Here is a 22,364-nt window from a genome sequence, read left to right as displayed (position 1 = left end):
ACGGCCCGCTTACGAGACGGTCGGTGCCGGGGACGGCCCGGTCAGACCGCGCTCGGCCCGCCATCCGTCCACGATGGCGGCCTGGAGCCCGAACATCTCGGCCTTCTCGTCGGGCTCCTCGTGGTCGTAGCCCAGCAGGTGCAGCACGCCATGGACGGTGAGCAGCTGGAGCTCCTCGTCCATGGAGTGCTGCGTCGGGGCTTCCGCCCCCTGCTTCGCGGCGACCTCCGGGCAGAGCACGATGTCCCCGAGCAGCCCCTGCGGCGGCTCGTCGTCGTCCTTGGACGGCGGCCGCAGCTCGTCCATCGGGAACGACATGACATCGGTGGGCCCCGGCAGGTCCATCCACTGGATGTGCAGCTGCTCCATGGCGTCGGCGTCCACGACGATCACCGAGAGCTCGGAGAGCGGGTGGATGCGCATCCGCGCGAGCGCGTAGCGGGCGATGTCGAGGATCGCCTGCTCGTCTACCTCGGTGCCGGACTCGTTGTTGACGTCGATCGACATGGTCGTGCTGGTCTACTTCCCCTTGGTGCCCTTGGCGCCGGACTTGCCACGGACGCCCTTGGGAGCGCCGTTCTCGGTGCCGTACTTGCTGTCGTACTTCTCGTACGCGTCGACGATACGGCCCACCAGCTTGTGCCGTACGACATCGTGGGACGACAGCCGGGAGAAGTGGACGTCCTCGACGCCCTCCAGGATCTCCTGTACCTGCCTGAGGCCCGACTTCTGCCCGTTCGGCAGGTCGACCTGGGTCACGTCACCCGTGATCACGATCTTCGAGTCGAAGCCGAGGCGGGTGAGGAACATCTTCATCTGTTCGGGGCTCGTGTTCTGGGCCTCGTCCAGGATGATGAAGGCGTCGTTGAGCGTGCGACCGCGCATGTAGGCGAGCGGCGCGACCTCGATCGTCCCGGCGGCCATCAGCCGCGGGATCGAGTCCGGGTCGATCATGTCGTGCAGCGCGTCGTACAGCGGGCGCAGGTACGGGTCGATCTTCTCGTAGAGCGTGCCGGGCAGGAAGCCGAGGCGCTCACCCGCCTCCACCGCCGGACGGGTGAGGATGATCCGGTTGACCTGCTTGGACTGCAGGGCCTGCACGGCCTTGGCCATGGCCAGGTAGGTCTTGCCGGTACCGGCGGGGCCGATGCCGAAGACGATCGTGTGCTTGTCGATCGCGTCGACGTACCGCTTCTGGTTGAGGGTCTTGGGGCGGATCGTACGGCCGCGCGAGGACAGGATGTTCTGCGTCAGCACCTCGGCCGGGGTCTCCAGGCCGTCGCTCGTCCCTGCCTCGCTCGCCTTCAGCATGGCGATCGAGCGTTCCACTGCGTCCTCCGTCATCGGCTGCCCGGTGCGGAGCACCAGCATCATCTCTTCGAACACGCGCGAGATGAGGGCGACGTCGACCGGGTCGCCGACCGCGCTGATCTCGTTGCCCCGGACATGGATGTCGGCCGCCGGGAAGGCCCTCTCGATCACGCGCAGGAGGGAGTCGCCGGAACCCAGCACGGTCACCATGGGGTGCTGGGCGGGGACGGTGAACTGCGCTCTCGCCTGCTCCTGCGCGGGGGTGTGAGCTGTGGGTGTCTGTGTCATGGGCCGGCTCTTAAGGCCTGCGCTTCCTCCTCGTCACGGCCGCGTAGCTGAGGGCGGCCTCGCGCTATCCAGAGTACGACGGGGGGCTGACAACACCGTAGGGCTTTTCATACGACCGCCCCCCAACCCCCCGCCCCCCGCCCACCCGAGCCACACCCATGCGGGCCACGCTGAAATGGCCCCGGGACCGACCCGGGCGGGTGGGCACGGCCCCGCGGGGGTGGCTCGGTCGGCTGGGAAGCGGGCGGGGTGTCGCTCGGCGGCTGGGGGTGGGCCTGGGGTGTGGTTCGGCGGCTGGGCGTGGGCCTGGGAGGTCGGCTCGGGCGGGTGGGCGCGGCCCTGAGGGGCGCTCGGCGACTGGGCGCGGCCCCGGGAAGTCGGCTCGGGCGGGTGGGCTCGGTCGGCTGGAAAGCGTGCGGGGTATCGCTCGGCGGCTGGGGGTGGGCCTGGGAGGTCAGCTCGGGCGGGTGGGCCGCTCGGCGACTGGGCGCGGCCCCGGGAAGTCGGCTCGGGCGGATGAGCACGGCCCCGCTGGGGTGGGCTCGGTCGGCTGGAAAGCGCGCGGGATGTCGCTCGGCGACTGGGGGCGGCTCGGGCGGCTGGGCACGGCCCTAGGGGGTCGCTCGGCGACTGGGCGCGGCCCCGGGAAGTCGGCTCGGGCGGATGAGCACGGCCCCGCTGGGGTGGGCTCGGTCGGCTGGAAAGCGCGCGGGGTGTCGCTCGGCGCCTGGGGGTGGGCCTGAGGTGTGGTTCGGCGGCTGGGCGTGGCCCTGGGGGCGGCTCGGGCGGCTGGACGCGGCCCTGGGGGGCGCTCGGCGACTGGGCGCGGCCGAGCCACATCCCCGTGGGCTTCCCAACCACCCGAGTCGCACCCCCGCGGGCCACCTTCCAGCCGCCCGGGCCAACCCCAGCCGCCGAACCACACCCCGCAGGCTCCCCAACAGCCGGACTACACCCCCGCAGGCTCCCCAACCGCCGGACCACACCCCCGCCGAACTGCACCCCGCCCGCTTCCCAGGCGGCCGAGTCGCATCCCCCTGGGGTCACCTCCCAGCCGGCCGAGTCGGGTGGGTGGGTGGGAAAACCGGGGGTCAGCCGGCGGAGCCCCCGGCGCGTCAGCCGGACCGGCGGAAGCCGATGGTCGGTACGGCCCTCCGCAGCGGCCACGGCCGGTCCAGTTTCTCCGGCACCAGGCCCTCCAGGAACTCGTACCGCCGAAGCGCCGCCGGCGACTGCCCCGGCAGGGACTGCACGCGCCGCCACCACGCCCCGATCTCCGACCATCCGGGCGCCGACAGGGACCCCCCGAACTCCTGCACCGACAGCGCGGCCGTGAGCCCCGCGAAGGCCAGCCGGTCGGCCAGCGGCCACCCCGCCAGGGACCCGGTCACGAACCCGGCGACGAACACGTCCCCCGCTCCGGTGGGATCCAGCGCCTCCACCTCGATGGCCGGCACCTCCGCCGTCTCCCCGGTCCGCCGGTCCACCGCGTAGGCGCCGTCCGAGCCCAGCGTGACCACGGCGACCGGCACGTATTCGCTCAGTGCGTGCGCGGCGAGCCGCGGACAGTCGGTGCCGGTGTACCGCTTAGCCTCCTCCGCGTTGGGCAGGAAGGCCTCGCAGTGCTCCAGGTCGGCCAGCCCGGACAGGTCCCACGCCCCCGTCTCGTCCCAGCCGACGTCGGCGAAGATGCGGGTGCCCGCGCGGGCGGCCTGCGCGACCCAGGGCGCGCTGCGGCCGGGCGTCAGGGAGGCGACGGCGGCCCGCGCGCGGGGCGGCCGGGCGGTGGCGCCCTCCTGGAGGAGCACGGCCTCCGCGGGGGGCTCGTGCCCGTGGGAGACCATGGTCCGCTCGCCCTCGTAGGCCATGGAGACGGTCACCGGCGAGTGCCAGCCGCGCACGGTCCGCGAGGCGGACAGGTCGATGCCCTCGCCCTGCTCCAGCGCGTCCCAGCAGTACTCGCCGTAGTGGTCGTCGCCGAAGGCCGCCGCGAGGGCGGTCCGCAGGCCGAGCCGGGCCAGGGCGGCGGCCATGTTGGCGACGCCGCCGGGGCTGGAGCCCATGCCCCGGGCCCAGGACTCGGTGCCGCGCACCGGCGCCGAGTCCAGCCCGGTGAAGATGATGTCGAGGAAGACCGTGCCGGTGAGGTAGACGTCCCAGGGCGGGTCACCGGGGGCGCGCAGCGCGGCGAGCGGGTCGACCTGGGTCTGGCAGCGCGCTGCCTGGGTGAGGTGTTCCGGTTCCTCTCCGGTGAGGGTGTGCGACGGCGTCACGGTGCGCTCCCTGGCGTGGTGCGGTTCTGGCCAGTGTGCACCAGGTCACGCACCGGGATGCCGTGCGGCGCCGGATCACCAGCGGGGCATCGCCGGTGTCCGCCAGTCCGGTTCGGCGGCGCGCATCGCCGCCGCGTCGTCGCGGTCGCGCAGCGAGCAGTCGTCCTCGGCCCACCGCCGGTGCAGCCGGGCCAGTTCGTCGCGGTCCAACTCGACGCCGAGGCCCGGCGCGTCGGACACCGCGACCCGGCCGCCGTCGAAGGTGAGCCGCTCGGTGAGGACGTCCTCGGACTGCCAGGGGTAGTGGGAGTCGCAGGCGTGGTGGAGGTTCGGGACCGTGGCCGCCACCTGGGTCATCGCGGCGAGGCTGATGCCGAGATGGGTGTTGGAGTGCATGGACACCCCGACCCCGAAGGCGGCGCAGATCGCGGCGAGGTGCTGGGTGTTGCGCAGTCCGCCCCAGTAGTGGTGGTCGGACAGGACGACCTGGACGGCGTCCTTGGTGAACGCCTCCTTGATCTCCCCGAAGGTGGTGACGCACATGTTGGTGGCGAGGGGGACGTCCGTACCGGCCGCCACCTCGGCCATGCCCGGCGTGCCCAGCGTCGGGTCCTCCAGGTACTCCAGGACGTCGCCGAGTTCCTTCGCGACCTTCAGCGAGGTCTCCACCGACCAGGCGCCGTTGGGGTCGAGCCGCAGTGGGTGTCCGGGGAAGGCCTGGGCGAGGGCGCGGACGGCGGCGATCTCCTCGTCGGGCGGGAACACCCCGCCCTTGAGCTTGAACGAGCCGAAGCCGTGCCGTTCCTGGAGCCGGCGTGCCTGTTCCACCACGCCGGCCGGGTCGAGCGCGGCGCCCCACTCGTCGGGCTCGGCGGGGACTCCCGCCGGGTGCCGGTCCCACTTGTAGAAGAGATAGGCGCTGTACTCGACCGCGTCGCGCACCTTGCCGCCGAGCAGGGCGTGCACGGGCAGCCCGAGCGCCTTGCCCTGGGCGTCGAGGCAGGCGACCTCGAAGGCGGACAGCACGGACATCCGGAGCTTGTCGACGGTCTGCACCCCGCGCAGCCCGCCCGCGTCCGCCTCCCCCTCGACCCGGGAGGCGTCCACGGCGAGGTCGATCCCGAACAGGCCGTTCACGTCCATGACCGACCGTCCGGCGAGCCGCTCGGCCAGCGACCGGGCCGGCTCCAGGTACTTGGTGTCGCCGTAGGTCTCGCCGAGCCCGGTGGTCCCGTCGGCGGTGACGATCTCCACGATCAGCCGCGGGGTGTACGGCTGGTGCACGCCCTGGGTGTTGAGCAGCGGCGGGTCGGCGACCAGGATCGGCGTCAGCCGCACCTCGGCGATGGTCAGGTCACGGGTCACAGCAAGGCTCCTACGAGGTCGGGTCCGGCGGTGAGGAGGGCCTTCAGGTCGGCGAGGTCGGCGAGGCCGGCGGGCGAGGGGTCGGCGAGCGGGGCGCGCACCGGGCCGACGGGCTGCCCGCGCAGCCGGGCCGCCGCCTTCACCAGGGACACGGCGTATCCGGGCGCACGGTCGCGGAGTTCGACGAACGGGACGTGGAAGTCGCGCAGCAGCGTGTCGACGGTGCCATGGTCGTCGTCGCACAGCGCGGTGAAGAAGGCGCCCGCGATCTCGGGGGCGAAGGCATGGACGGCGGAGGAGTAGGCGGGGACGCCGACGGCGGCGATGGGGGTCCCCCCGCGCGAGCACATTCGAGCCTGGGGGAGCGGGCCTGGATCTCGGCGGTGGCGGCGCCGTTGAAGAAGTGGAAGCCGTCGGGGGCGGCCAGGGTGAGGCGCTGGAGCCGGTCCAGGTCGCTGCGGCCGTCCTTGAGCCCGATGACGTTCGGGACGCGGGCGACGCGCCGCAACAAGCTCACGCTGCAGGCGACTTGGCCGCGCCGATAGGCGATCAGCGGCAGCCGGGTGCGGGCGGCGAGGCCGTCCTGCGGGGCCTCGGTCAGGTAGTGCGGCAGCACGAGCAGGGCGTCGGCGCCGGCCTCCTCGGCGATCCGCGCGAACCACGCGGCCTGCGCCCAGCCGTACCCCGTACCGGCCACCACGGGCACCCGGCCCGCGGCCTCCTGGACGGCGAGGGTGACGACCGTCCGGTACTCGTCCTCGTCCAGCGAGAAGAACTCGCCGGTGCCGCACGCCGGGAAGACGGCGCCGCACCCATGTCGCCGGCCGGCCGGCGACATGGGTGCGGAAGCCGCCGGGATCGAGGGTGCCGTCGTCGTGGAAGGCGGTGAGCCGGAAGGACAGCACGCCGCGCGCCATCCCCGCGCGCAACCGCCGCGCCACGTCCTGCGGAGCCGGGTCGCCGCCCACCTGACCATCCCCTCTTGTGAATAACATCCACATATGAGAACAGGGGCTAGGTTCTTCTACCCCCGCCCACCATCACCAAACGCAACCGTGGCCCGGATCACACCCGCCGGACTTCTTCCGCAACCGCGTGCTTGATACAACTTGCTCGCGCGTTCCTGTCCGTCGACGGTCGCAGCCCATCCCCCTTTTTTCCGAGCCGCACTTCTCGCCTGCCCTGGGAACGCCCGTGTCCGCCCCCCGCACCCTGCCCTGGCCCCTCGTCGCCCTGTTCACGGCCGGGTACCTCGCCCCCTACCTGCTGCCCACCACCGTCGGCAGACTCGACAGCGGACTGCCGCTCAGCGCGACCCAGGCGGGCGCCATCGGCAGTGCCCTGCTGCTGAGTTCGGCGACCGCCGGCTTCCTGCTGGCCTCCCGGGTCGAGAGGACCGGCCCCCGTCTCCTCGCCCGCGCCGGTCTCGCGCTCGCCGCCCTCGGCTACGGCGGCGCCGCCCTCACCGGCGCCGTACCGGCCGTCGTCGCGGGCGCGGTCGTCGGCGGCCTCGGGTCCGGCACGGTCACGGCGGTGGCCGCGAGCGGCATCGCCGGCCAGCGTGACCCGCACCGGGTCACCACCCTCGGCCTGCTCGGCGTCTCCGCCCTCGCGGGCGCCCTGTACCTGACGATCCCGCACCTCGGCCCCGGCCACGGCCTCCCGCTCGCCGCCATCGCGCTGACCGCGCTCGCCGTCTGGCCGCTCACCGGCCGCCTGCCCGGTCGTACGGCCCCGGCCCGCGCGGCCGTCGGGTACGACCGCCTCCCCCACCCGCGCGCCGGCCTGCTGCTGGCCGCCGCGATGCCCTGCTGGTCCCTCGCCCAGAACGCCCTGTGGGGCGTCAGCGGGCGGATCGGCCTCGACCAGGCCCACCTCACCGAGGTCACCGTCGGCGCGGTCTTCGCGGTCGCGCTCGGCGCCGGACTCCTCGGGGTCGTGGGCGCGGGCGCGCTCGGCCCGCGGCTGGGCCGGGCCCTGCCCATCGGCGCCGGTACGGCGCTCATCGCGGGCTGCGTCGCGCTCAGCGCGGCGGCCACGGACCTGGCCGCGTTCGCGGCGGGCGAGATCGCCTGGAACCTGCTCTACCCGGTCGTGCTCTCCTACGTCATCGCCCTGGCCGCCTCCCTGGACCCGCGGGGCCGCTGGACGGTCCTGGTCGGCGCGGCGTCCTCGCTGGGCACGGCGGCGGGGCCGCTCGCGGGCAGTGTGCTGGCGGCCGGGGCGGGCTTCCCGGCGATGGGGCGGGTGCTCGGCGCCGGGCTGCTGCTGGTCGCCGTGCCGATGACGGCGGTGGCGCTGCGGACGGGCAGGCGCCCTCTGCCGGTCGTGGAGGTCCCGGTCGAAGCCCCGGTCGCGGAGCTCCCGGTCGTGGAGGTCCGGGTGGAGACGCCCGCCGTACCCGCGCGGGGCGCCTACGACACCGCGTCCCCGAACTCGTAGGCGTCGACCTCGGCGAGACAGCGCGCCCGCCGCTCCTCGTCGTCCTCCAGGAAGGAGGCGAGGAAGGAGTTGCGGGCCAGCTCGCGCAGCCGGTCCCGCGACAGCCCCAGGGTCTGGTGCACGGCCGCGAAGTTGTCGCCCGCGTACCCGCCGAAGTACGCGGGGTCGTCGGAGTTGACCGTGCACAGCAGGCCGGCGTCGAGCATGGCGGGCAGGGGGTGGTCGGCGAGCGTGTCGACGGTCCGGAGCCGGACGTTGGACAGCGGGCACAGCGTGAGCGGAATCCGCTCCCGGACCAGCCGCTCGACCAGCGCCGGGTCCTCCATGCAGCGCAGGCCGTGGTCGACGCGCTCCACGCCGAGCACGTCCAGTGCCTCGGTGATGTACTCCGGCGGCCCCTCCTCACCCGCGTGCGCGACCCGGCGCAGCCCGAGCGCGGCGGCGGCCTCGTAGACCTCCCGGAACTTCACCGGCGGGTGCCCGACCTCGGCGGAGTCCAGTCCGACACCGGTGATCCGGTCCAGGTACGGCTTCGCGGCCTCCAGGGTGGCCAGCGCCGACTCGGCGGACTCGTCCCGCAGGAAGCACATGATCAGCTTCGTGGAGACGCCGTGGTCGGCCTCGCTGCTGCCGAGCGCCCGCCACAGCCCCTCCACGACCGTGCCCATGGCCACGCCCCGGGCCAGGTGGGCCTGCGGGTCGAAGAAGATCTCCGCGTGCCGCACGCCCTGCGCGGCGGCCCGGGCCAGATAGGCGTTCGCCAGGTCGGCGAAGTCCTGCTCGGTGCGCAGGACGGCCATCAGCTCGTAGTAGAGGTCCAGGAAGGACTGGAGGTCCTCGAACCGGTAGGCCTCGCGGAGGGCGTCGGTGTCCGCGTACGGGAGGGTCACGCCGTTGCGGGCGGCCAGCTCGAAGGCGAGCTCCGGTTCCAGGGTGCCTTCGATGTGGAGGTGCAGTTCTGCTTTCGGGAGGGGCATCAAAGCATCGTACGGGTGTTTTACCGGCGTTTCGGAACCGGTACCCGCAGGAGGTCGTGGGCCACGGTCAGCTTCCCCGTGAACCCGGCCGCCCGCGCCTGCCGCTCGAACTCCCCGGGGTCGGTGTAGCGCTGGCTGAAGTGGGTGAGCACGAGGTGCCGCACACCGGCGTCCCGGGCCACGGCGGCGGCCTGCCCGGCCGTCAGGTGTCCGTGCTCGATGGCGAGTTGCACGTCCTCGTCGAGGAAGGTGGACTCGATGACGAGCAGGTCGCAGCCCTCCGCGAGGGCGTGCACGCCGTCGCAGAGCCGGGTGTCCATGACGAACGCGAACCGCTGCCCGCGCCGGACCTCGCTGACGTCCTCCAGCGTCACGTCCCCGAGCCGGCCCTCGCGCTGGAGGCGGCCCACGTCCGGCCCCTCGACGCCGAGCGCGGCGAGCCGGTCCGGGAGCATGCGGCGGCCGTCGGGTTCGATCAGGCGGTAGCCGTAGGACTCGACCGGGTGCGAGAGCCTGCGGGCCTCCAGGGTGTACGACCGGGTCACCGCGAGGATGCCGTCGGCGGCCACCGGGGCCTCGGTGAGACCGACCGTCTCGCGGTAGGCGGTCGCGTAGCGCAGGCGGTCGAAGAAGCGCTGCCCCGAGCGCGGGTAGTGCGCGGTGACCTCGTGCGGCACCTGGTCGAGGTTGATCCGCTGGATGACCCCGGCGAGGCCGAGGGAGTGGTCACCGTGGAAGTGCGTGACGCAGATCCGGTTCAGGTCGTGGGCGGCGACCCCGGCGCGCAGCATCTGCCGCTGCGTGCCCTCGCCGGGGTCGAACAGGATGCCCTCGCCGTCCCACCGCAGCAGGTAGCCGTTGTGGTTGCGGTGCCGGGTCGGGACCTGGCTGGCGGTGCCGAGGACCACCAGTTCACGGACGGACACGGTTGCCTATCCGGGCGGCCACTGCAGGCCACGGCCGCCGAGGACGTGGGCGTGGGCGTGCCAGACGGTCTGACCGGCGCCGCTGCCGGTGTTGAAGACGAGGCGGTAGCTGTCGAGCTTCTCCTCGTCGGCGACGGCCTGGGTCTCGCGCAGGACGTCGGCGGCGAGTTCCGGCGCGCCGGCGGCGAGGGCTGCCGCGTTCTCGTAGTGGGCCTTGGGGATCACCAGGACGTGGGTCGGGGCCTGGGGGTTTATGTCCCGGAAGGCCACGGTCGTTTCGGTCTCGCGGACGATCGTCGCCGGGATCTCGCCCGCGACGATCTTGCAGAACAGGCAGTCGTTCTGCGGCTCTCCGGACATGGGTGTGCCTCCTGTGATCAATACCGTGGGCATCGTAGTCGGTCAGGTGGGCATGCCCGGCGGTGTCTTCGCGGGCCGCTCCTCCAGTGCCTCCAGTGCGAGCCTGATCGCCTCGTCCAGTTGGGCGTCGCGGCCCTCCGCCCAGTCCTGCGGCCTCTGCACGACCTCCACGTCGGGATCCACCCCGTGGTTCTCCACGTCCCAGCCCAGGCCCTCCAGCCACATCGCGTACTTCGGCTGGGTGACCAGGGTGCCGTCGAGCAGGCGGTAGCGGCTGTCGATGCCGATGACTCCGCCCCAGGTGCGGGTGCCGACGACCGGGCCGATCCCCAGGGCCTTGATCGCCGCGTTGACGATGTCGCCGTCGGAGCCGGAGAACTCGTTGGCGACGGCGACGACCGGGCCGCGTGGAGCGTCCAGCGGATAGCTGGTGGGGCGCATGCCGCGCGGGAGGTCCCAGCCGATGATCCGGCGGGCCAGTTTCTCGACCACGAGCTGGGAGGTGTGGCCGCCCCGGTTCTCACGGACGTCGACGACGAGGCCTTCGCGGGCGACCTCGACGCGCAGGTCGCGGTGGATCTGGGCCCAGCCGGGGGCCTGCATGTCCGGGACGTGGAGGTAGCCGAGGCGGCCCGCGGAGGCCGCGTGGACGTAGGCGCGCCGGTCGGCGACCCAGGCGTGGTAGCGCAGGGGCTCCTCGTCGGCGATGGGGATGACGACCGTGTGCCGGGGTTCGCCGCCGCCGGCCGGGGAGACGGTCAGCTCCACCGGGTGGCCGGCCGTGCCGACGAGCAACGGGCCCGGGCCCGTCACCGGGTCGACCTGGTGGCCGGCGACCGCGATGATCGCGTCGCCGGGGCGGACCGCGACGCCGGGCGCGGCGAGCGGGGAGCGGGCGTCCGGGTCGGAGGTCTCCGACGGCAGGATGCGGTCGATGCGCCAGCTGCCGTCCTCGTGGCGGGAGATGTCGGCGCCGAGCAGGCCGTGCCGGGCGCGGCGGCCGGAGCCGCCGCGCGGGACGACGTAGGCGTGCGAGGTGCCGAGTTCGCCGTGCACCTCCCAGAGCAGGTCGACCAGGTCGCTGTGGGTGGCGAGGCGGGCCAGGAGCGGGCGGTAGCGGGCGAGGACGCCGTCCCAGTCGGTGCCGCCGAGGTCGGGGCGCCAGAAGTGGTCGCGCATGAGGCGGCCGGTCTCGTCGAACATCTGCCGCCACTCGGCGGCCGGGTCGACGGTCTGCCGGACCCGGGCGAGGTCGACGCTGACGCTGGTGTCGCCGTCGTCGTCGCTGCCGGTACGGCGGTCGCTCGGGACGACCCGGAGCCGGCCGTCGGCCCACAGCAGGACGCGTTTGCCGTCGCCGCTGACCTCGAAGTGGTCGGCGTCGGAGGCGAGGTGCTCCAGGCGGCGCTGGGCGAGGTCGTAGCGCTCCAGCTCGGTGTGCGGGTCGGGGTCCTCGGGGTGGGCGCGGGAGGCGCCGAGGACGCCCTGCACGGGGTGGCGCAGCCAGAGGACGCCGTCCTTGGCGGCCCGGAGCGTGGAGTAGCGGCCCGCCTCGACCGGGAAGGGGACGATGCGGTCGGCCAGGCCCTCCAGGTCGATGCGGGTGGTCGGCGTGCCCTCGCCGTCGGGGGTCTCGTCCTTGTCGGGGGCCTCGAAGGGGCGGCCGTGGCGCTGCGGGCCGAACGGCGAGGGGGTGGTGGCGGCCAGCGTGATCAGGTGCGGGCGGGCGCCCACCACGAAGGCGAGGTCGAAGACGTGCTCGTCGTAGACCGGGTCGAAGGCGCGGTTGGAGAGGAACGCGAGGTGTTTGCCGTCCAGGGTGAAGGCGGGCGCGTAGTCCTGGAAGCGGAGCGGGGTCGCCTCGGTCACCGACAGGTCGGTGGTGTGGGCGACGCGGAGCTGGGACAGCGGGCGGGGGCCGGGGTGGGACCAGGCGAGCCAGGCGGAGTCGGGGGAGAAGGCGAGGCCGGAGACCTCGCCGTCGTCGCTGCGGTCGACCTCGCGGACCTCGCCGGTCTCGCGTTCGACCAGGAGCAGTCTGCCGTCGTGCGCGGCCACGGCGGCCCGGCTGCCGTCGGGTGCCACGGCCAGCTCCAGGACCCGGCCGAGCTGTCCGGCGGCGAGCCGGCGCGGCGGGGCGCCGGGCACGGTGCCGGTCGCGGGCGCGAACTCCAGGGCGTCCTCGCCCTCGGCGTCCGTCACCCACACCACCCACTCCTCGCCCTCGGCGCGGAAGGCGCGCGGCATCCGGGCGCGCACGCCGGGGGTGGCGGCCAGGGCGCGGGCGGGGCCGGAGCGGTGGGTGACCCAGTGGATGCCGCCGCGCACGCAGACGGCGCTGCCGCGCGCGGTGTGGTCGGGGGCCGCCTCGCCGAACCAGCGGGAGGCGTCGACGGGGTAGGGCCGCAGGTCGACGCGGGGCCCGCCGAGCCGTACGTCCAGCCGGCGCGGCTCGGCGCCCTCCAGGTCGTCCAGGAGCCAGAGCTCACCGGCCGAGCTGTAGACGACGCGGGTGCCGTCACCGGCCGCGTGGCGGGCGTAGAAACCTCCCCCACGCTCGGCTTCGCTCGCGCGGGAGGTGCCCCCAAGCGGTGTGTGCCGGCGCAGGTCGGAGCCGTCGGCGAGGGAGGAGTAGAGCGCGCCGGTGCCCTCGTGGTCGGAGAGGAACGCAATCCGGTCCCCCACCCACACCGGGCACTCGATGTTCCCGTCGAGGTCCTCGTGCAGCCGGACGAACTCCCCGCCGCCGTCCCGGTCGGTCCACAACTTGCCCGCCGTGCCGCCCCGGTAGCGCTTCCAGTGCGCGGCCTCGCGCCCCATCGGCGCGGACAGCAGCACGGTGGCCGGGCCGAGGGCGACATCGCCGACCGGGCCGTACGGCAGGGTCTCGGCGGGTCCGCCGTCCAGCGGGACGGCGTGCGCCCAGGTGTGCCGGAAGCTGTGCCGGCCCTGCGCGCCGAGCGCGAGCACCCGTCCGTCCGGGGTCCAGCCGCGCACCTCGGTGCGGCCGTTGCCCCAGTACGTCAGCCGCTCGGCGCGGCCCCCGTCGACCGGGGCGACATGCACCTCGGGGGCGCCGTCCCGGGTGGAGGTCCAGGCGAGGTGCCGGCCGTCCGGCGATATCCGGGGCCGGGTCACCGGCACGTTGTCGGCGCTGACCCGCCAGGCCCGGCCGCCGTCGACCGGCGCGAGCCAGACGTCGTCCTCGGCGACGAAGGTCACCAAGTCGCCGTGCAGATGGGGGAATCGGAGATAGGCGGAGTTTGCCGTGGTTCCCGTCGAAGCACCCTGAGTCACGCCGTCACTCTACGCAGCGACCGGTGCGCCCGCTCGCGGTTTCGGATCACTTGCCCGGCACGGGCCAGACGGTGCGGGTCACGGTGACGGTCACGGTCGGCCGTCCCCCGGTGGGCGGACGGTACGTCGGCCCGGGCGTGGCGGAGCAGTTGCCGAGCCCGTCGACGCGGAACACCTGTCTGCCGTCGACCTTGGCGGTCAGATCGCCGCGCACACAGGCACCGTCGACGGCCTTGGTCACCACCCCGGCGACGACGATCTTCCGCCTGTCGTCCGTCTCGCCCTGGCAGTCGACCGAGACGACCGTGGTCTCGCTCGGCGCGGGCGAGCCGCCGCGCGCCCCGTCGTCGCGGTAACCGCCGGTGCACATGAGCCAGCTGACGTTCACGTGCCGGTGCTCCAGCGCGGCGGTCGCGGTCTGGTCGGTGGTGTGCGCGACGGTCGCCGACCCGAGCCCCCCACCGGGCTGACAGGCCACGACGGCCCCACCGCCCACCACGACCAGCCCCGCCAGGGCCACCACCCGCGACCGACGCCGTATCCGTCTCGAAGCCCCCATACAGGGCAGCGTGCCACCGGCCCCCACCGCGGGGAAGCCCGGATACGGCCACTCACCCGTTCGGGGGGCCGGCTGTCTACTCTGGCCCGATGCGCAGTGAACGCAGGCTCAGACGGCTCGTTCTGCCCGACGGAACCGAGTACCGGTGGAGGGTCCGGCACCGGCACGTCCACGGCGGACCCTGCACGGAGGTGCTCTCGCTGCACCGGGACGGGACCGTGACGCGCATCGTGTTCCCCGGCGTGGTCGAAGGCGGTTACGGGCACTCCGGTCTGGTCTTCGACCGGCACGGACACACCGTCAACCTGCACGAACCCCGCGTCGTCCGGGCCTTCGTCGACGAACTGCGGGGTCGTGGCGGGCCGGTGGCCGGTGACGTGGACGGGTGGGCGTTGCTGCCCGCCGTCAGCCGCGCAGCAGCAGCCACTCCTGGAGTTCCACCAGGTTGCCCTCCGGGTCCTTGAGGTGGGCCACGCGCATGCGGTCGGCCATGGGGGCCGGCCCGTGCAGCAGGGTCGCGCCCCGGGCGGTGATCTCCGCGCAGTAGGCCTCGAGGTCGTCGACGCGCAGGACGACCAGGGACCGGTGGCCGGTGGCGGTGTCGCCCACCTCGGCCAGCAACTCGGCCATCATCGCGCGGTCCTGGAGCGCGATCCCGGCGGAACCGGCGTGCGGGCTGAACTTCTCGTACGGTCCCTCCGTCGCGCCGGACTGCGCCTTGAGGCCGAGGACGTCGGCGTAGAAGCGGTAGCAGGCGGCGAAATCGGTGACGAGGAGCCGGACTTGGGCGAGTTCCACGGTGTCCCCAGGGGGTCAGGACCAGCGGCCGGTGCGGCCCAGCAGCAGGGCGACGGCGGCGGTGCCGGCGGTGGAGGTGCGCAGGACGGTGGGACCGAGGACGCAGGCTCGCGCGCCCGCCTCCTCGAAGAGCGCCAACTCGTCCCGTGACACTCCGCCTTCCGGACCGACGACCAGGACGATCTCGCCCTCGGCGGGGAGTTCGGCGGTGGCCAGGGGCTCGCTGACGTGGTCGAAGTCGGAGTGGAGCACGGCGGCGAAGTCGGCCGCGGCGAGCAGCGCCGCGACCTGCTTGGTCGTCGCCGGCTCCGCGACCTCCGGGAAACGCAGGCGGCGCGACTGCTTGCCGGCCTCGCGCGCGGTGGCACGCCACTTGGCGAGCGCCTTCAGCCCTCGGTCGCCCTTCCACTGGGTGATGCAGCGGGCGGCCTGCCAGGGCACGATCGCGTCGACGCCGGTCTCCGTCATCGTCTCCACGGCCAGCTCGCCGCGGTCTCCCTTGGGCAGGGCCTGGACGACGGTGATACGGGGGCTGGGCTCGGGCTCCACCGGGAACTCGAAGGGCTCGACCACCAGGTGGTCCTTCCCCGACACGCTGACGACGACCCCGGCCGCGCCCCGGCCCCTGCCGTCGGTGAGCACCACGTTCTCGCCCGGCTGCAACCGCCGTACGGAGACCGCGTGCCGTCCCTCGGGACCCTGGACGTCGACGACCGAGCCGGGGCCCACGCCCTCCAGCGAGTCGACGACGAACACCGGCGCGGTCATCGCGGACCACCCCCGGCCGACAACGCTGTCCGGGCCTCGGCGAGTTCGGCCGCCAGCACCTCCACCAGCCGGCCAGCGGGCAGTTCCCGGGCCATCCGGTGGCCCTGCCCGGCCCACATCGCCATGCCCTGCGCGTCCTCGGCCTTGGCGGCGGCCTTGCGCAGCGGCGCGGTGAGGTGGTTGACCTCCGGGTAGGCGGCGGGGGCGTACGGGCCGTGCTCGCGCAGGAAACGGTTGACCAGCGCGCGGGCCGGGCGGCCGGTGAAGGCGCGGGTCAGCTCGGTGCGCGGGAACAGGGGGTCGGTCAGCGCCCGCTTGTGCAGGGGGTGCGCGCCGGACTCGGGGGTGCCGACGAACGCGGTGCCCAGCTGGGCCGCGCTCGCGCCCGCCGCGAGGACGGCGGCGATCTGGCCGCCGCGCATGATGCCGCCGGCGGCGACGACCGGGATGCGCACGGCCTCCCGGACCTGGGCGACCAGCGACAGCAGGCCCATGCCGGCGCCGTCGTTCTCCGGGAGGTCCCGGTGGGTGCCCTGGTGCCCGCCGGCCTCCACGCCCTGCGCGATCACCGCGTCGGCCCCGGCCCGCTCGACCGCGCGGGCCTCCTCGGGGGTGGTGGCGGTGACCAGGGTGAAGGTGCCGACGCGGTGGAGCTTGTCGAACACCTCGCGGCGCGGCACGCCGAAGTGGAAGGAGACCACCGGTACCGGGTCGTCGAGCAGGACGGCGAGCTTGGCGTCGTAGCCGTCGTCCCGGCCGCTGTCCGGGTCGCCCAGCTCGGTCTCGTACCAGGCGGCCTCGCCGGCCAGCTGGTGCGCGTACACCTCCACGGCACCGGACTCGGCGTGCTCGGGCTGGGGCATGAACAGGTTCACGCCGAAGGGGCGGCCCGTGAGCCCGCGCAGCTGCTTGATCTCCTGGTACATGCCGTCGGCGGTCTTGTACCCGGCGGCGAGGAACCCGAGGCCACCGGCCTCGGATACGGCGGCGGCGAGCTGCGGGACGGAGACACCGCCCGCCATGGGGGCCTGCACGATCGGGTGGGGGAAGAGATCGGTCAGCGCGGAGGACATGACCGCATGTTGTCACGTCCTCCGGACAAGTCCGAATCCGGGCATCCCCTGGCATAGGCCAACGGCATACGGGGTGCCGAAGCACCCCGTACGTCACCGCTCAGCGACCGTTGAACGCGTCCTTCAGGCGCGAGAACAGCCCCTGCTGACCCGGCTGGAACTGGCCCTGTGGCCGCTCCTCGCCCCGCAGTTTGGCCAGCTCGCGCAGCAGCCGCTCCTGCTCCGGGTCCAGCTTGGTCGGCGTGGTCACCTCGACGTGCACGATCAGGTCGCCCCGGCCGCCGCCGCGCAGGTGCGTGACGCCCCGGCCGTGCAGCGGGATCGACTGGCCGGACTGGGTGCCGGGCCGGATGTCGACCTCCTCCAGGCCGTCCAGCGTCTCCAGCGGCACCTTCGTGCCGAGGGCCGCCGCCGTCATCGGGATCGTGACCGTGCAGTGCAGGTCGTCGCCGCGCCGCTGGAACGTCGGGTGCGGCAGCTCGTGGATCTCGACGTACAGGTCACCGGCCGGGCCGCCGCCGGGGCCGACCTCGCCCTCGCCGGCGAGCTGGATCCGCGTGCCGTTGTCGACACCGGCCGGGATCTTCACGGTCAGCGTCCGCCGCGAGCGCACGCGGCCGTCGCCGGCGCACTCCGGGCACGGGGTCGGGACGACCGTGCCGAAGCCCTGGCACTGGGGGCACGGCCGCGAGGTCATGACCTGGCCCAGGAAGGACCGGGTGACCTGGGAGACCTCACCCCGGCCGCGGCACATGTCACACGTCTGGGCGGACGTGCCGGGCGCCGCGCCCTCGCCGTTGCAGGTGTTGCAGACGACGGCGGTGTCGACCTGGATGTCCTTGGTCGTCCCGAAGGCCGCCTCGTCCAGCTCGACCTCGATCCGGATCATCGCGTCCTGGCCGCGCCGGGTGCGCGAGCGCGGCCCGCGCTGCGACGCCGTACCGAAGAACGCGTCCATGATGTCGGAGAAGTTGCCGAAGCCACCGGCCCCGAAGCCGCCCGCGCCCGCCCCGCCCGACTGGGAGAGCGGGTCACCGCCGAGGTCGTAGACCTGCTTCTTCTGCGGATCCGACAGCACCTCGTAAGCGGCGTTGATCTCCTTGAACCGCTCCTGGGTCTTCGGATCCGGGTTGACGTCCGGATGCAGCTCGCGCGCGAGCCGGCGGAACGCCTTCTTGATCTCATCCTGCGACGCGTCGCGGCGCACGCCGAGAACGGCGTAGTAGTCCGTGGCCACTTACGACTCCGCCAGGATCTGTCCGACGTACCGTGCCACTGCGCGTACCGCTCCCATCGTTCCCGGGTAGTCCATGCGGGTCGGTCCGACCACGCCGAGCTTGGCAACCGCCTCGCCGCCCGAACCGTAGCCGACCGACACGACGGAGGTGGAGTTGAGTCCCTCATGGGCGTTCTCGTGGCCGATGCGCACGGTCACGCCCGGATCCTTGGCCTCGCCGAGGAGCTTGAGGAGCACGACCTGCTCCTCCAGGGCCTCCAGGACGGGCCGGATCGTGAGGGGGAAGTCATGTCCGAAGCGGGTGAGATTGGCGGTGCCGCCGATCATCAACCGCTCCTCGTTCTCCTCCACGAGTGTCTCCAGAAGGGTGGAGAGCACTGTGGAGACCGTACCGCGGTCCTCCGGCTCGAAGGCCTCCGGGAGGTCCTCGACCAGCTTCGGTACGTCCGTGAACCGCCGGCCGGCGACCCGGCTGTTGAGCCGCGCCCGCAGATCCGCCAGCGAGGCCTCGCCGAACGGCGCCGGGCAGTCGACCATCCGCTGCTCGACCCGGCCGGTGTCCGTGATCAGCACCAGCATCACGCGCGCGGGAGCCAGTGACAGCAGCTCCACGTGCCGGACCGTGGACCGGGTCAGGGACGGGTACTGCACGACGGCGACCTGCCGGGTGAGCTGCGCGAGCAGCCGCACGGTCCGCGCCACGACGTCGTCGAGGTCGACGGCGCCCTCCAGGAAGTTCTGGATGGCCCGCCGCTCCGGCCCGGTCATCGGCTTCACGCCCGCGAGCTTGTCCACGAACAGCCGGTAGCCCTTGTCGGTGGGGATCCGCCCCGCGCTGGTGTGCGGCTGGGCGATGTACCCCTCCTCCTCCAGGGCCGCCATGTCGTTGCGGACGGTCGCCGGGGAGACCCCGAGGTTGTGCCGCTCGGTGAGCGCCTTGGAACCGACCGGCTCCTCGGTGCCCACGTAGTCCTGGACGATGGCGCGCAGTACCTGAAGCCTGCGTTCACTCAGCATTCGCGCGCACCTCCAGCACGTCGTCCCCTCGTCCCCGCGGGTCGCCCGCCTGGCACTCTTCCCTTGTGAGTGCCAGCGTTCCCCGGCCCAGTGTACGGCTGCCGGGTACACCCTGGGCAAGGTCGGGCCGCCGTACCGGCTCGTACCGCTAGCGTCGCGGGTATGACCGTGACTTGGGAAGAGCTGGGGTGGGAGCGGCTGGCCGCGGGGGTGGGCCGGTGCCGGCTGCCGGGCTGGGACTGCACGGCCGGACTGGTCCTCGGGGAGGGTACGGCACTGCTCGTGGACGCCGGTTCCAGCCTCGCGGAGGGGGTCCGGCTGCGCGGCCAGGCCGAGGAGCTGGCGGGCGGCCGTGTGACCCATCTCGCGCTCACCCATCCCCACTTCGACCACGTGTTCGGCGCGGCCGTGTTCGCCGGGGCGGAGGTGTACGGGGCGGTGGGCCTGGACGCGGTGTTCGCGTACGAGCGCGCCGACCTGCGGCTGGACGCGATCCGCAACGGGCTGCCGGTGGCCGACGCCGACGAGGCGGTGGACGCGCTGGTCCCGCCCGGCCACGCGGTCTCCGGCGAGTGGACGCTGGACCTCGGCGACGGCCGCCAGGCGCTGCTGGCCAACGTGGGCCCCGGCCACACGGCGCACGATCTGGCCGTGCTGGTCCCCGGCGATCCGGAGGTGGTGTTCTGCGGCGACCTGGTGGAGGAGTCCGGCGAACCCCAGGCCGGCCCGGACGCGGTGCCGGCCCGCTGGCCGGACGCGCTGGACCGGCTGCTGGCGCTCGGCGGCGAGGACGCGCTGTACGTGCCCGGTCACGGAGCGGTGGTGGACGCGGCCTTCGTCCGCCGCCAACGGAACGCCCTGGCAACGCGGTTCGGCGTGATCTGAACGGCTCTTCCCGGCGGTTCGCGGCGTGTCGTGGGCCTCACCGCACGGCTTCTCCTATCGTCATCCGAATGCGCCAGTACTCTTCCGATCTGACCCCACCCTGGAAGAAGCCCAAGCCCGTGCCGGAGGTCCCGGCCGAGCCGGGCCTGGTGGTGGAGGAGCCCGGCACCGGGTTCTGCGGCGCGGTGATCCGCTGCGAGGCGGGCACGGTGACCCTGGAGGACCGCTTCGGCAAGCACCGGGTGTTCCCGCTGGAGCCGCGCGGCTTCCTGCTGGAGGGCCGCGTGGTGACGCTCGTCCGCCCCGCCTCCTCGGCGCCGGCGCGTCCCACCCGTACGGCGTCCGGCTCGGTCGCCGTCCCGCAGGCACGCGCGCGCGTGGCCCGCGCCGGCCGCATCTACGTGGAGGGCCGGCACGACGCCGAGCTGGTCGAGAAGGTGTGGGGCGACGACCTGCGGATCGAGGGGGTGGTCGTGGAGTACCTGGAGGGCGTGGACGACCTGCCGTCGATCGTGGAGTCCTTCGCCCCGGGCCCGGACGCGCGCCTGGGCGTCCTGGTGGACCACCTGGTGCCGGGGACCAAGGAGTGGCGGATCGCCGAGTCGGTGACGAGCGAGCACGCGCTGGTGGTCGGCCATCCGTACATCGACATCTGGCAGGCGGTGAAGCCGGCGTCGCTGGGCATCGAGGCGTGGCCGGCGGTGCCGAAGGGGCAGGACTGGAAGACGGGCGTGTGCCGGGCCCTGGGCTGGCCGGCGGAGAACACCGGGGCGGTGTGGCAGGCGATCCTGAAGCGGGTGGGCTCCTACAAGGATCTGGAGCCGGAGCTGCTGGGGCGCGTGGAGGAGCTGATCGACTTCGTCACGGGTAGCGGTGGGGCCTGACGTCGGGGGAGGTGCCGAACTCGCTGGTGTCCAGTTCGGCCCCGAGAACCTCCAGGGGCACCGGATCGCCGAACTTGACGATCTCCTGGCTGAGATAGTCGGCGTCCTCCCCCTGGCCCGCCGGCTTCGTCAGCAGAACGCACTGGGCCATGATCGGGTCGACGACGAGGTAGGCAGGGATCTTCCCCGCCGCGTAGATCGAGCGCTTGACCACGTAATCCTGGTGGACGCTGTACTTCGAGACGACCTCCAGCACCATCGTGATCAGCCGACTGGGCAACAGCCGCCCCGAACTCGGCAGGACGTCGGGCGAGAGGACCACCAGGTCCGGCACCGGCTCGCTCGACTCACCGGCGATGTCGACGTCCTGGGTCTGGAGGGGATACCACCGCTCAAGGGGCATCTGCCGCTGTGTGTGCAGCACGATCAGGTTGTGCACCAGATCAGGACTGGCCATCATCACGATGACTCCTCGGAGAAGCTCAGCCTTGACGCCCTCGGGAGGCTCGAACTCGTCGAGGTACCTGGCCATTCCACGCTCGTCCACAGCGGTCATCTCCGTGGCCTCCACATCCGCCGCGTCCCATCGGCGGCAGCCTACGAACCAGGTTAGGGACCGAACCGGCGTTCCGGGGGGATTCAGCCGCCGGGCTGATCAGTCCACCAGGTCCCGCACCACCGCGTCCGCCAGCAGCCGCCCGCGCAGGGTCAGCACGGCCCGCCCCTCCTCGTACGGGCCCTGCTGGAGGAGTCCGTCCGCCAGCGCGCGCCGGGAAGCCGCCAGCCCTTCCTCCTTCAGCAGGGACAGCGGGACCCCTTCCCGCAGCCGGAGCTCCAGCAGGACGCGCTCCACGCGCCGGTCCTCCTCCGACAGCAGCTCCCGGCCCGCGCCCGGGGAGCGGCCCGAGGCCAGGGCCGCCGCGTACGCGCCCGGATGCTTCACGTTCCACCAGCGGACCCCGCCCACGTGCGAGTGCGCGCCCGGCCCGGCGCCCCACCAGTCCGCGCCCCGCCAGTACAGCTCGTTGTGCAGGCAGCGGCCCGCCTCGGAGGTGGCCCAGTTGGAGACCTCGTACCAGTCGAAGCCCGCCGCGCCCAGCATCTCCTCGGTGATCAGGTACCGGTCGGCGTGGACGTCGTCGTCGGTCATCGGGATCTCGCCACGGCGGATGCGGCGGGCGAGCTGGGTGCCCTCCTCCACGATGAGGGCGTAGGCACTGATGTGGTCGGGGCCGGCGCCGAGGGCGGCCTCCAGGGAGGCCCGCCAGTCGTCGTCGCTCTCGCCCGGGGTGCCGTAGATCAGATCAAGGTTGACGTGCTCGAAGCCCGCCGCCCGCGCCTCCGCCACGCAACGCTCGGGGCGGCCCGGGGTGTGGGTGCGGTCGAGGATCTTCAGCACGTGCTGCTTCGCGCTCTGCATGCCGAAGGAGATCCGGTTGAAGCCGCCCTCGCGGAGCGTGGCCAGGTACGCGGGGTCGACGGACTCCGGGTTCGCCTCCGTCGTGATCTCCGCGTCCGCCGCCAGCCCGAACTCGTCCCGGATCGCCCCCAGCATCCGTACCAGATCGTCGGCGGCCAGCAGCGTCGGCGTACCGCCGCCGACGAACACCGTGCGGACCTCACGCGGGTCGTCGCCCAGCACCTTCCGGGCCAGGCGGACCTCGTCGGTCAGCGTGTCCGCGTAGTTGTCGCGGGAGGCCAGCACCCCGCCCGTGCCGCGCAGCTCGGTGGCGGTGTAGGTGTTGAAGTCGCAGTAGCCGCAGCGGGTCGCGCAGTACGGGACGTGCAGGTAGAAACCGAGCGGGCGGTCGGCGGCCCCGGCGAGCGCGTGCGCGGGCAGCGCGCCGTCGGCGGGGACGGGCTCGCCGTCGGGGAGTGCGGAAGGCATGCCTTCCATTGTCCAG

The 22,364-nt window shown here is 73.4% G+C and carries 19 protein-coding genes and 1 pseudogene; 3 read left to right on the top strand and 17 right to left on the bottom strand.

Annotated features, from left to right (window positions below; translation table 11 throughout):
* Positions 1-9: 9 nt before the first annotated feature.
* The 5 genes and pseudogenes from ybeY to OO52_RS28685 all read right to left on the bottom strand — a co-directional run bounded on the left by ybeY (position 10) and on the right by OO52_RS28685 (position 6,232).
* On the bottom strand, positions 10-507 hold the full coding sequence (gene ybeY, locus OO52_RS28705) for an rRNA maturation RNase YbeY (RefSeq protein WP_030657030.1): 498 nt from the start codon (positions 505-507) through the stop codon (positions 10-12).
* A gap of 12 nt (positions 508-519) precedes the next feature.
* Positions 520-1,599, bottom strand: a complete 1,080-nt coding sequence (locus OO52_RS28700; RefSeq protein WP_030657027.1) for a PhoH family protein — start codon at positions 1,597-1,599, stop codon at positions 520-522.
* A gap of 1,115 nt (positions 1,600-2,714) precedes the next feature.
* On the bottom strand, positions 2,715-3,872 hold the full coding sequence (locus tag OO52_RS28695) for a carbohydrate kinase family protein (RefSeq protein ID WP_030653733.1): 1,158 nt from the start codon (positions 3,870-3,872) through the stop codon (positions 2,715-2,717).
* Between the two features lie 75 nt (positions 3,873-3,947).
* Positions 3,948-5,237: a glucarate dehydratase family protein gene (locus OO52_RS28690; RefSeq protein ID WP_030653735.1), complete on the bottom strand. Its 1,290-nt coding sequence runs from the start codon at positions 5,235-5,237 to the stop codon at positions 3,948-3,950.
* A pseudogene (locus OO52_RS28685) lies at positions 5,234-6,232 on the bottom strand (5-dehydro-4-deoxyglucarate dehydratase). The gene OO52_RS28690 and the pseudogene OO52_RS28685 overlap by 4 nt, the downstream one beginning before the upstream one ends.
* 199 nt (positions 6,233-6,431) lie before the next feature.
* Between OO52_RS28685 and OO52_RS28680 the strand changes: the two are divergent.
* Positions 6,432-7,679 (top strand): MFS transporter, encoded by a 1,248-nt coding sequence (locus OO52_RS28680; RefSeq protein ID WP_030653737.1) that lies wholly within the window; start codon positions 6,432-6,434, stop codon positions 7,677-7,679.
* Here OO52_RS28680 and OO52_RS28675 read toward each other — a convergent pair.
* The 10 genes from OO52_RS28675 to hrcA form a co-directional block, all read right to left on the bottom strand.
* Positions 7,652-8,656: an adenosine deaminase gene (locus OO52_RS28675; protein WP_030653739.1), complete on the bottom strand. Its 1,005-nt coding sequence runs from the start codon at positions 8,654-8,656 to the stop codon at positions 7,652-7,654. The genes OO52_RS28680 and OO52_RS28675 overlap by 28 nt on opposite strands.
* Before the next feature lie 20 nt (positions 8,657-8,676).
* A complete protein-coding gene (locus OO52_RS28670; RefSeq protein ID WP_030653742.1) occupies positions 8,677-9,582 on the bottom strand; it encodes a ribonuclease Z in 906 nt (301 codons plus the stop codon).
* A 6-nt stretch (positions 9,583-9,588) separates the two neighbouring features.
* On the bottom strand, positions 9,589-9,942 hold the full coding sequence (locus tag OO52_RS28665; protein WP_030653744.1) for a histidine triad nucleotide-binding protein: 354 nt from the start codon (positions 9,940-9,942) through the stop codon (positions 9,589-9,591).
* Positions 9,943-9,984: 42 nt separating this feature from the next.
* Positions 9,985-13,239 (bottom strand): S41 family peptidase, encoded by a 3,255-nt coding sequence (locus tag OO52_RS28660; RefSeq protein ID WP_199819985.1) that lies wholly within the window; start codon positions 13,237-13,239, stop codon positions 9,985-9,987.
* Positions 13,240-13,285: 46 nt separating this feature from the next.
* Positions 13,286-13,798 (bottom strand): hypothetical protein, encoded by a 513-nt coding sequence (locus tag OO52_RS28655; protein ID WP_234339813.1) that lies wholly within the window; start codon positions 13,796-13,798, stop codon positions 13,286-13,288.
* Between the two features lie 405 nt (positions 13,799-14,203).
* On the bottom strand, positions 14,204-14,596 hold the full coding sequence (locus tag OO52_RS28650) for a VOC family protein (protein WP_030653750.1): 393 nt from the start codon (positions 14,594-14,596) through the stop codon (positions 14,204-14,206).
* A gap of 15 nt (positions 14,597-14,611) precedes the next feature.
* The gene (locus OO52_RS28645) at positions 14,612-15,364 is read right to left on the bottom strand and encodes a 16S rRNA (uracil(1498)-N(3))-methyltransferase (RefSeq protein ID WP_030653752.1); all 753 of its coding nucleotides are present in this window, start codon (positions 15,362-15,364) and stop codon (positions 14,612-14,614) included.
* Positions 15,361-16,437: a nitronate monooxygenase gene (locus tag OO52_RS28640; protein ID WP_030653755.1), complete on the bottom strand. Its 1,077-nt coding sequence runs from the start codon at positions 16,435-16,437 to the stop codon at positions 15,361-15,363. The genes OO52_RS28645 and OO52_RS28640 overlap by 4 nt, the downstream gene beginning before the upstream one ends.
* Before the next feature lie 100 nt (positions 16,438-16,537).
* Positions 16,538-17,674, bottom strand: coding sequence for a molecular chaperone DnaJ (gene dnaJ, locus OO52_RS28635; protein ID WP_030653759.1), 1,137 nt, complete (start codon positions 17,672-17,674; stop codon positions 16,538-16,540).
* On the bottom strand, positions 17,675-18,691 hold the full coding sequence (hrcA, locus tag OO52_RS28630; RefSeq protein WP_030653764.1) for a heat-inducible transcriptional repressor HrcA: 1,017 nt from the start codon (positions 18,689-18,691) through the stop codon (positions 17,675-17,677).
* 162 nt (positions 18,692-18,853) lie between these two features.
* Here hrcA and OO52_RS28625 point away from each other — a divergent pair, with 162 nt between their 5' ends.
* Together OO52_RS28625 and OO52_RS28620 are read left to right on the top strand one after the other, a co-directional pair.
* On the top strand, positions 18,854-19,576 hold the full coding sequence (locus OO52_RS28625) for an MBL fold metallo-hydrolase (RefSeq protein ID WP_030653768.1): 723 nt from the start codon (positions 18,854-18,856) through the stop codon (positions 19,574-19,576).
* A gap of 68 nt (positions 19,577-19,644) precedes the next feature.
* Positions 19,645-20,460, top strand: coding sequence for a DUF3097 domain-containing protein (locus tag OO52_RS28620; protein WP_030653772.1), 816 nt, complete (start codon positions 19,645-19,647; stop codon positions 20,458-20,460).
* On the opposite strand, the gene OO52_RS28615 is transcribed toward OO52_RS28620, so the two are convergent.
* Positions 20,438-21,016 carry a Uma2 family endonuclease gene (locus OO52_RS28615; RefSeq protein ID WP_030653777.1) on the bottom strand — a complete coding sequence of 193 codons (579 nt, stop codon included), beginning with the start codon at positions 21,014-21,016 and terminating at the stop codon, positions 20,438-20,440. The genes OO52_RS28620 and OO52_RS28615 overlap by 23 nt on opposite strands.
* Positions 21,017-21,115: 99 nt before the next feature.
* Positions 21,116-22,348 (bottom strand): radical SAM family heme chaperone HemW, encoded by a 1,233-nt coding sequence (hemW, locus tag OO52_RS28610; RefSeq protein WP_030653780.1) that lies wholly within the window; start codon positions 22,346-22,348, stop codon positions 21,116-21,118.
* Positions 22,349-22,364: the final 16 nt, after the last annotated feature.

The organism is Streptomyces flaveolus, assembly GCF_000716535.1.
Classification (GTDB): domain Bacteria; phylum Actinomycetota; class Actinomycetes; order Streptomycetales; family Streptomycetaceae; genus Streptomyces; species Streptomyces flaveolus_A.
Note: the sequence above shows the minus strand (reverse complement) of the source record. Positions and strands in the feature narration are given on the sequence as shown.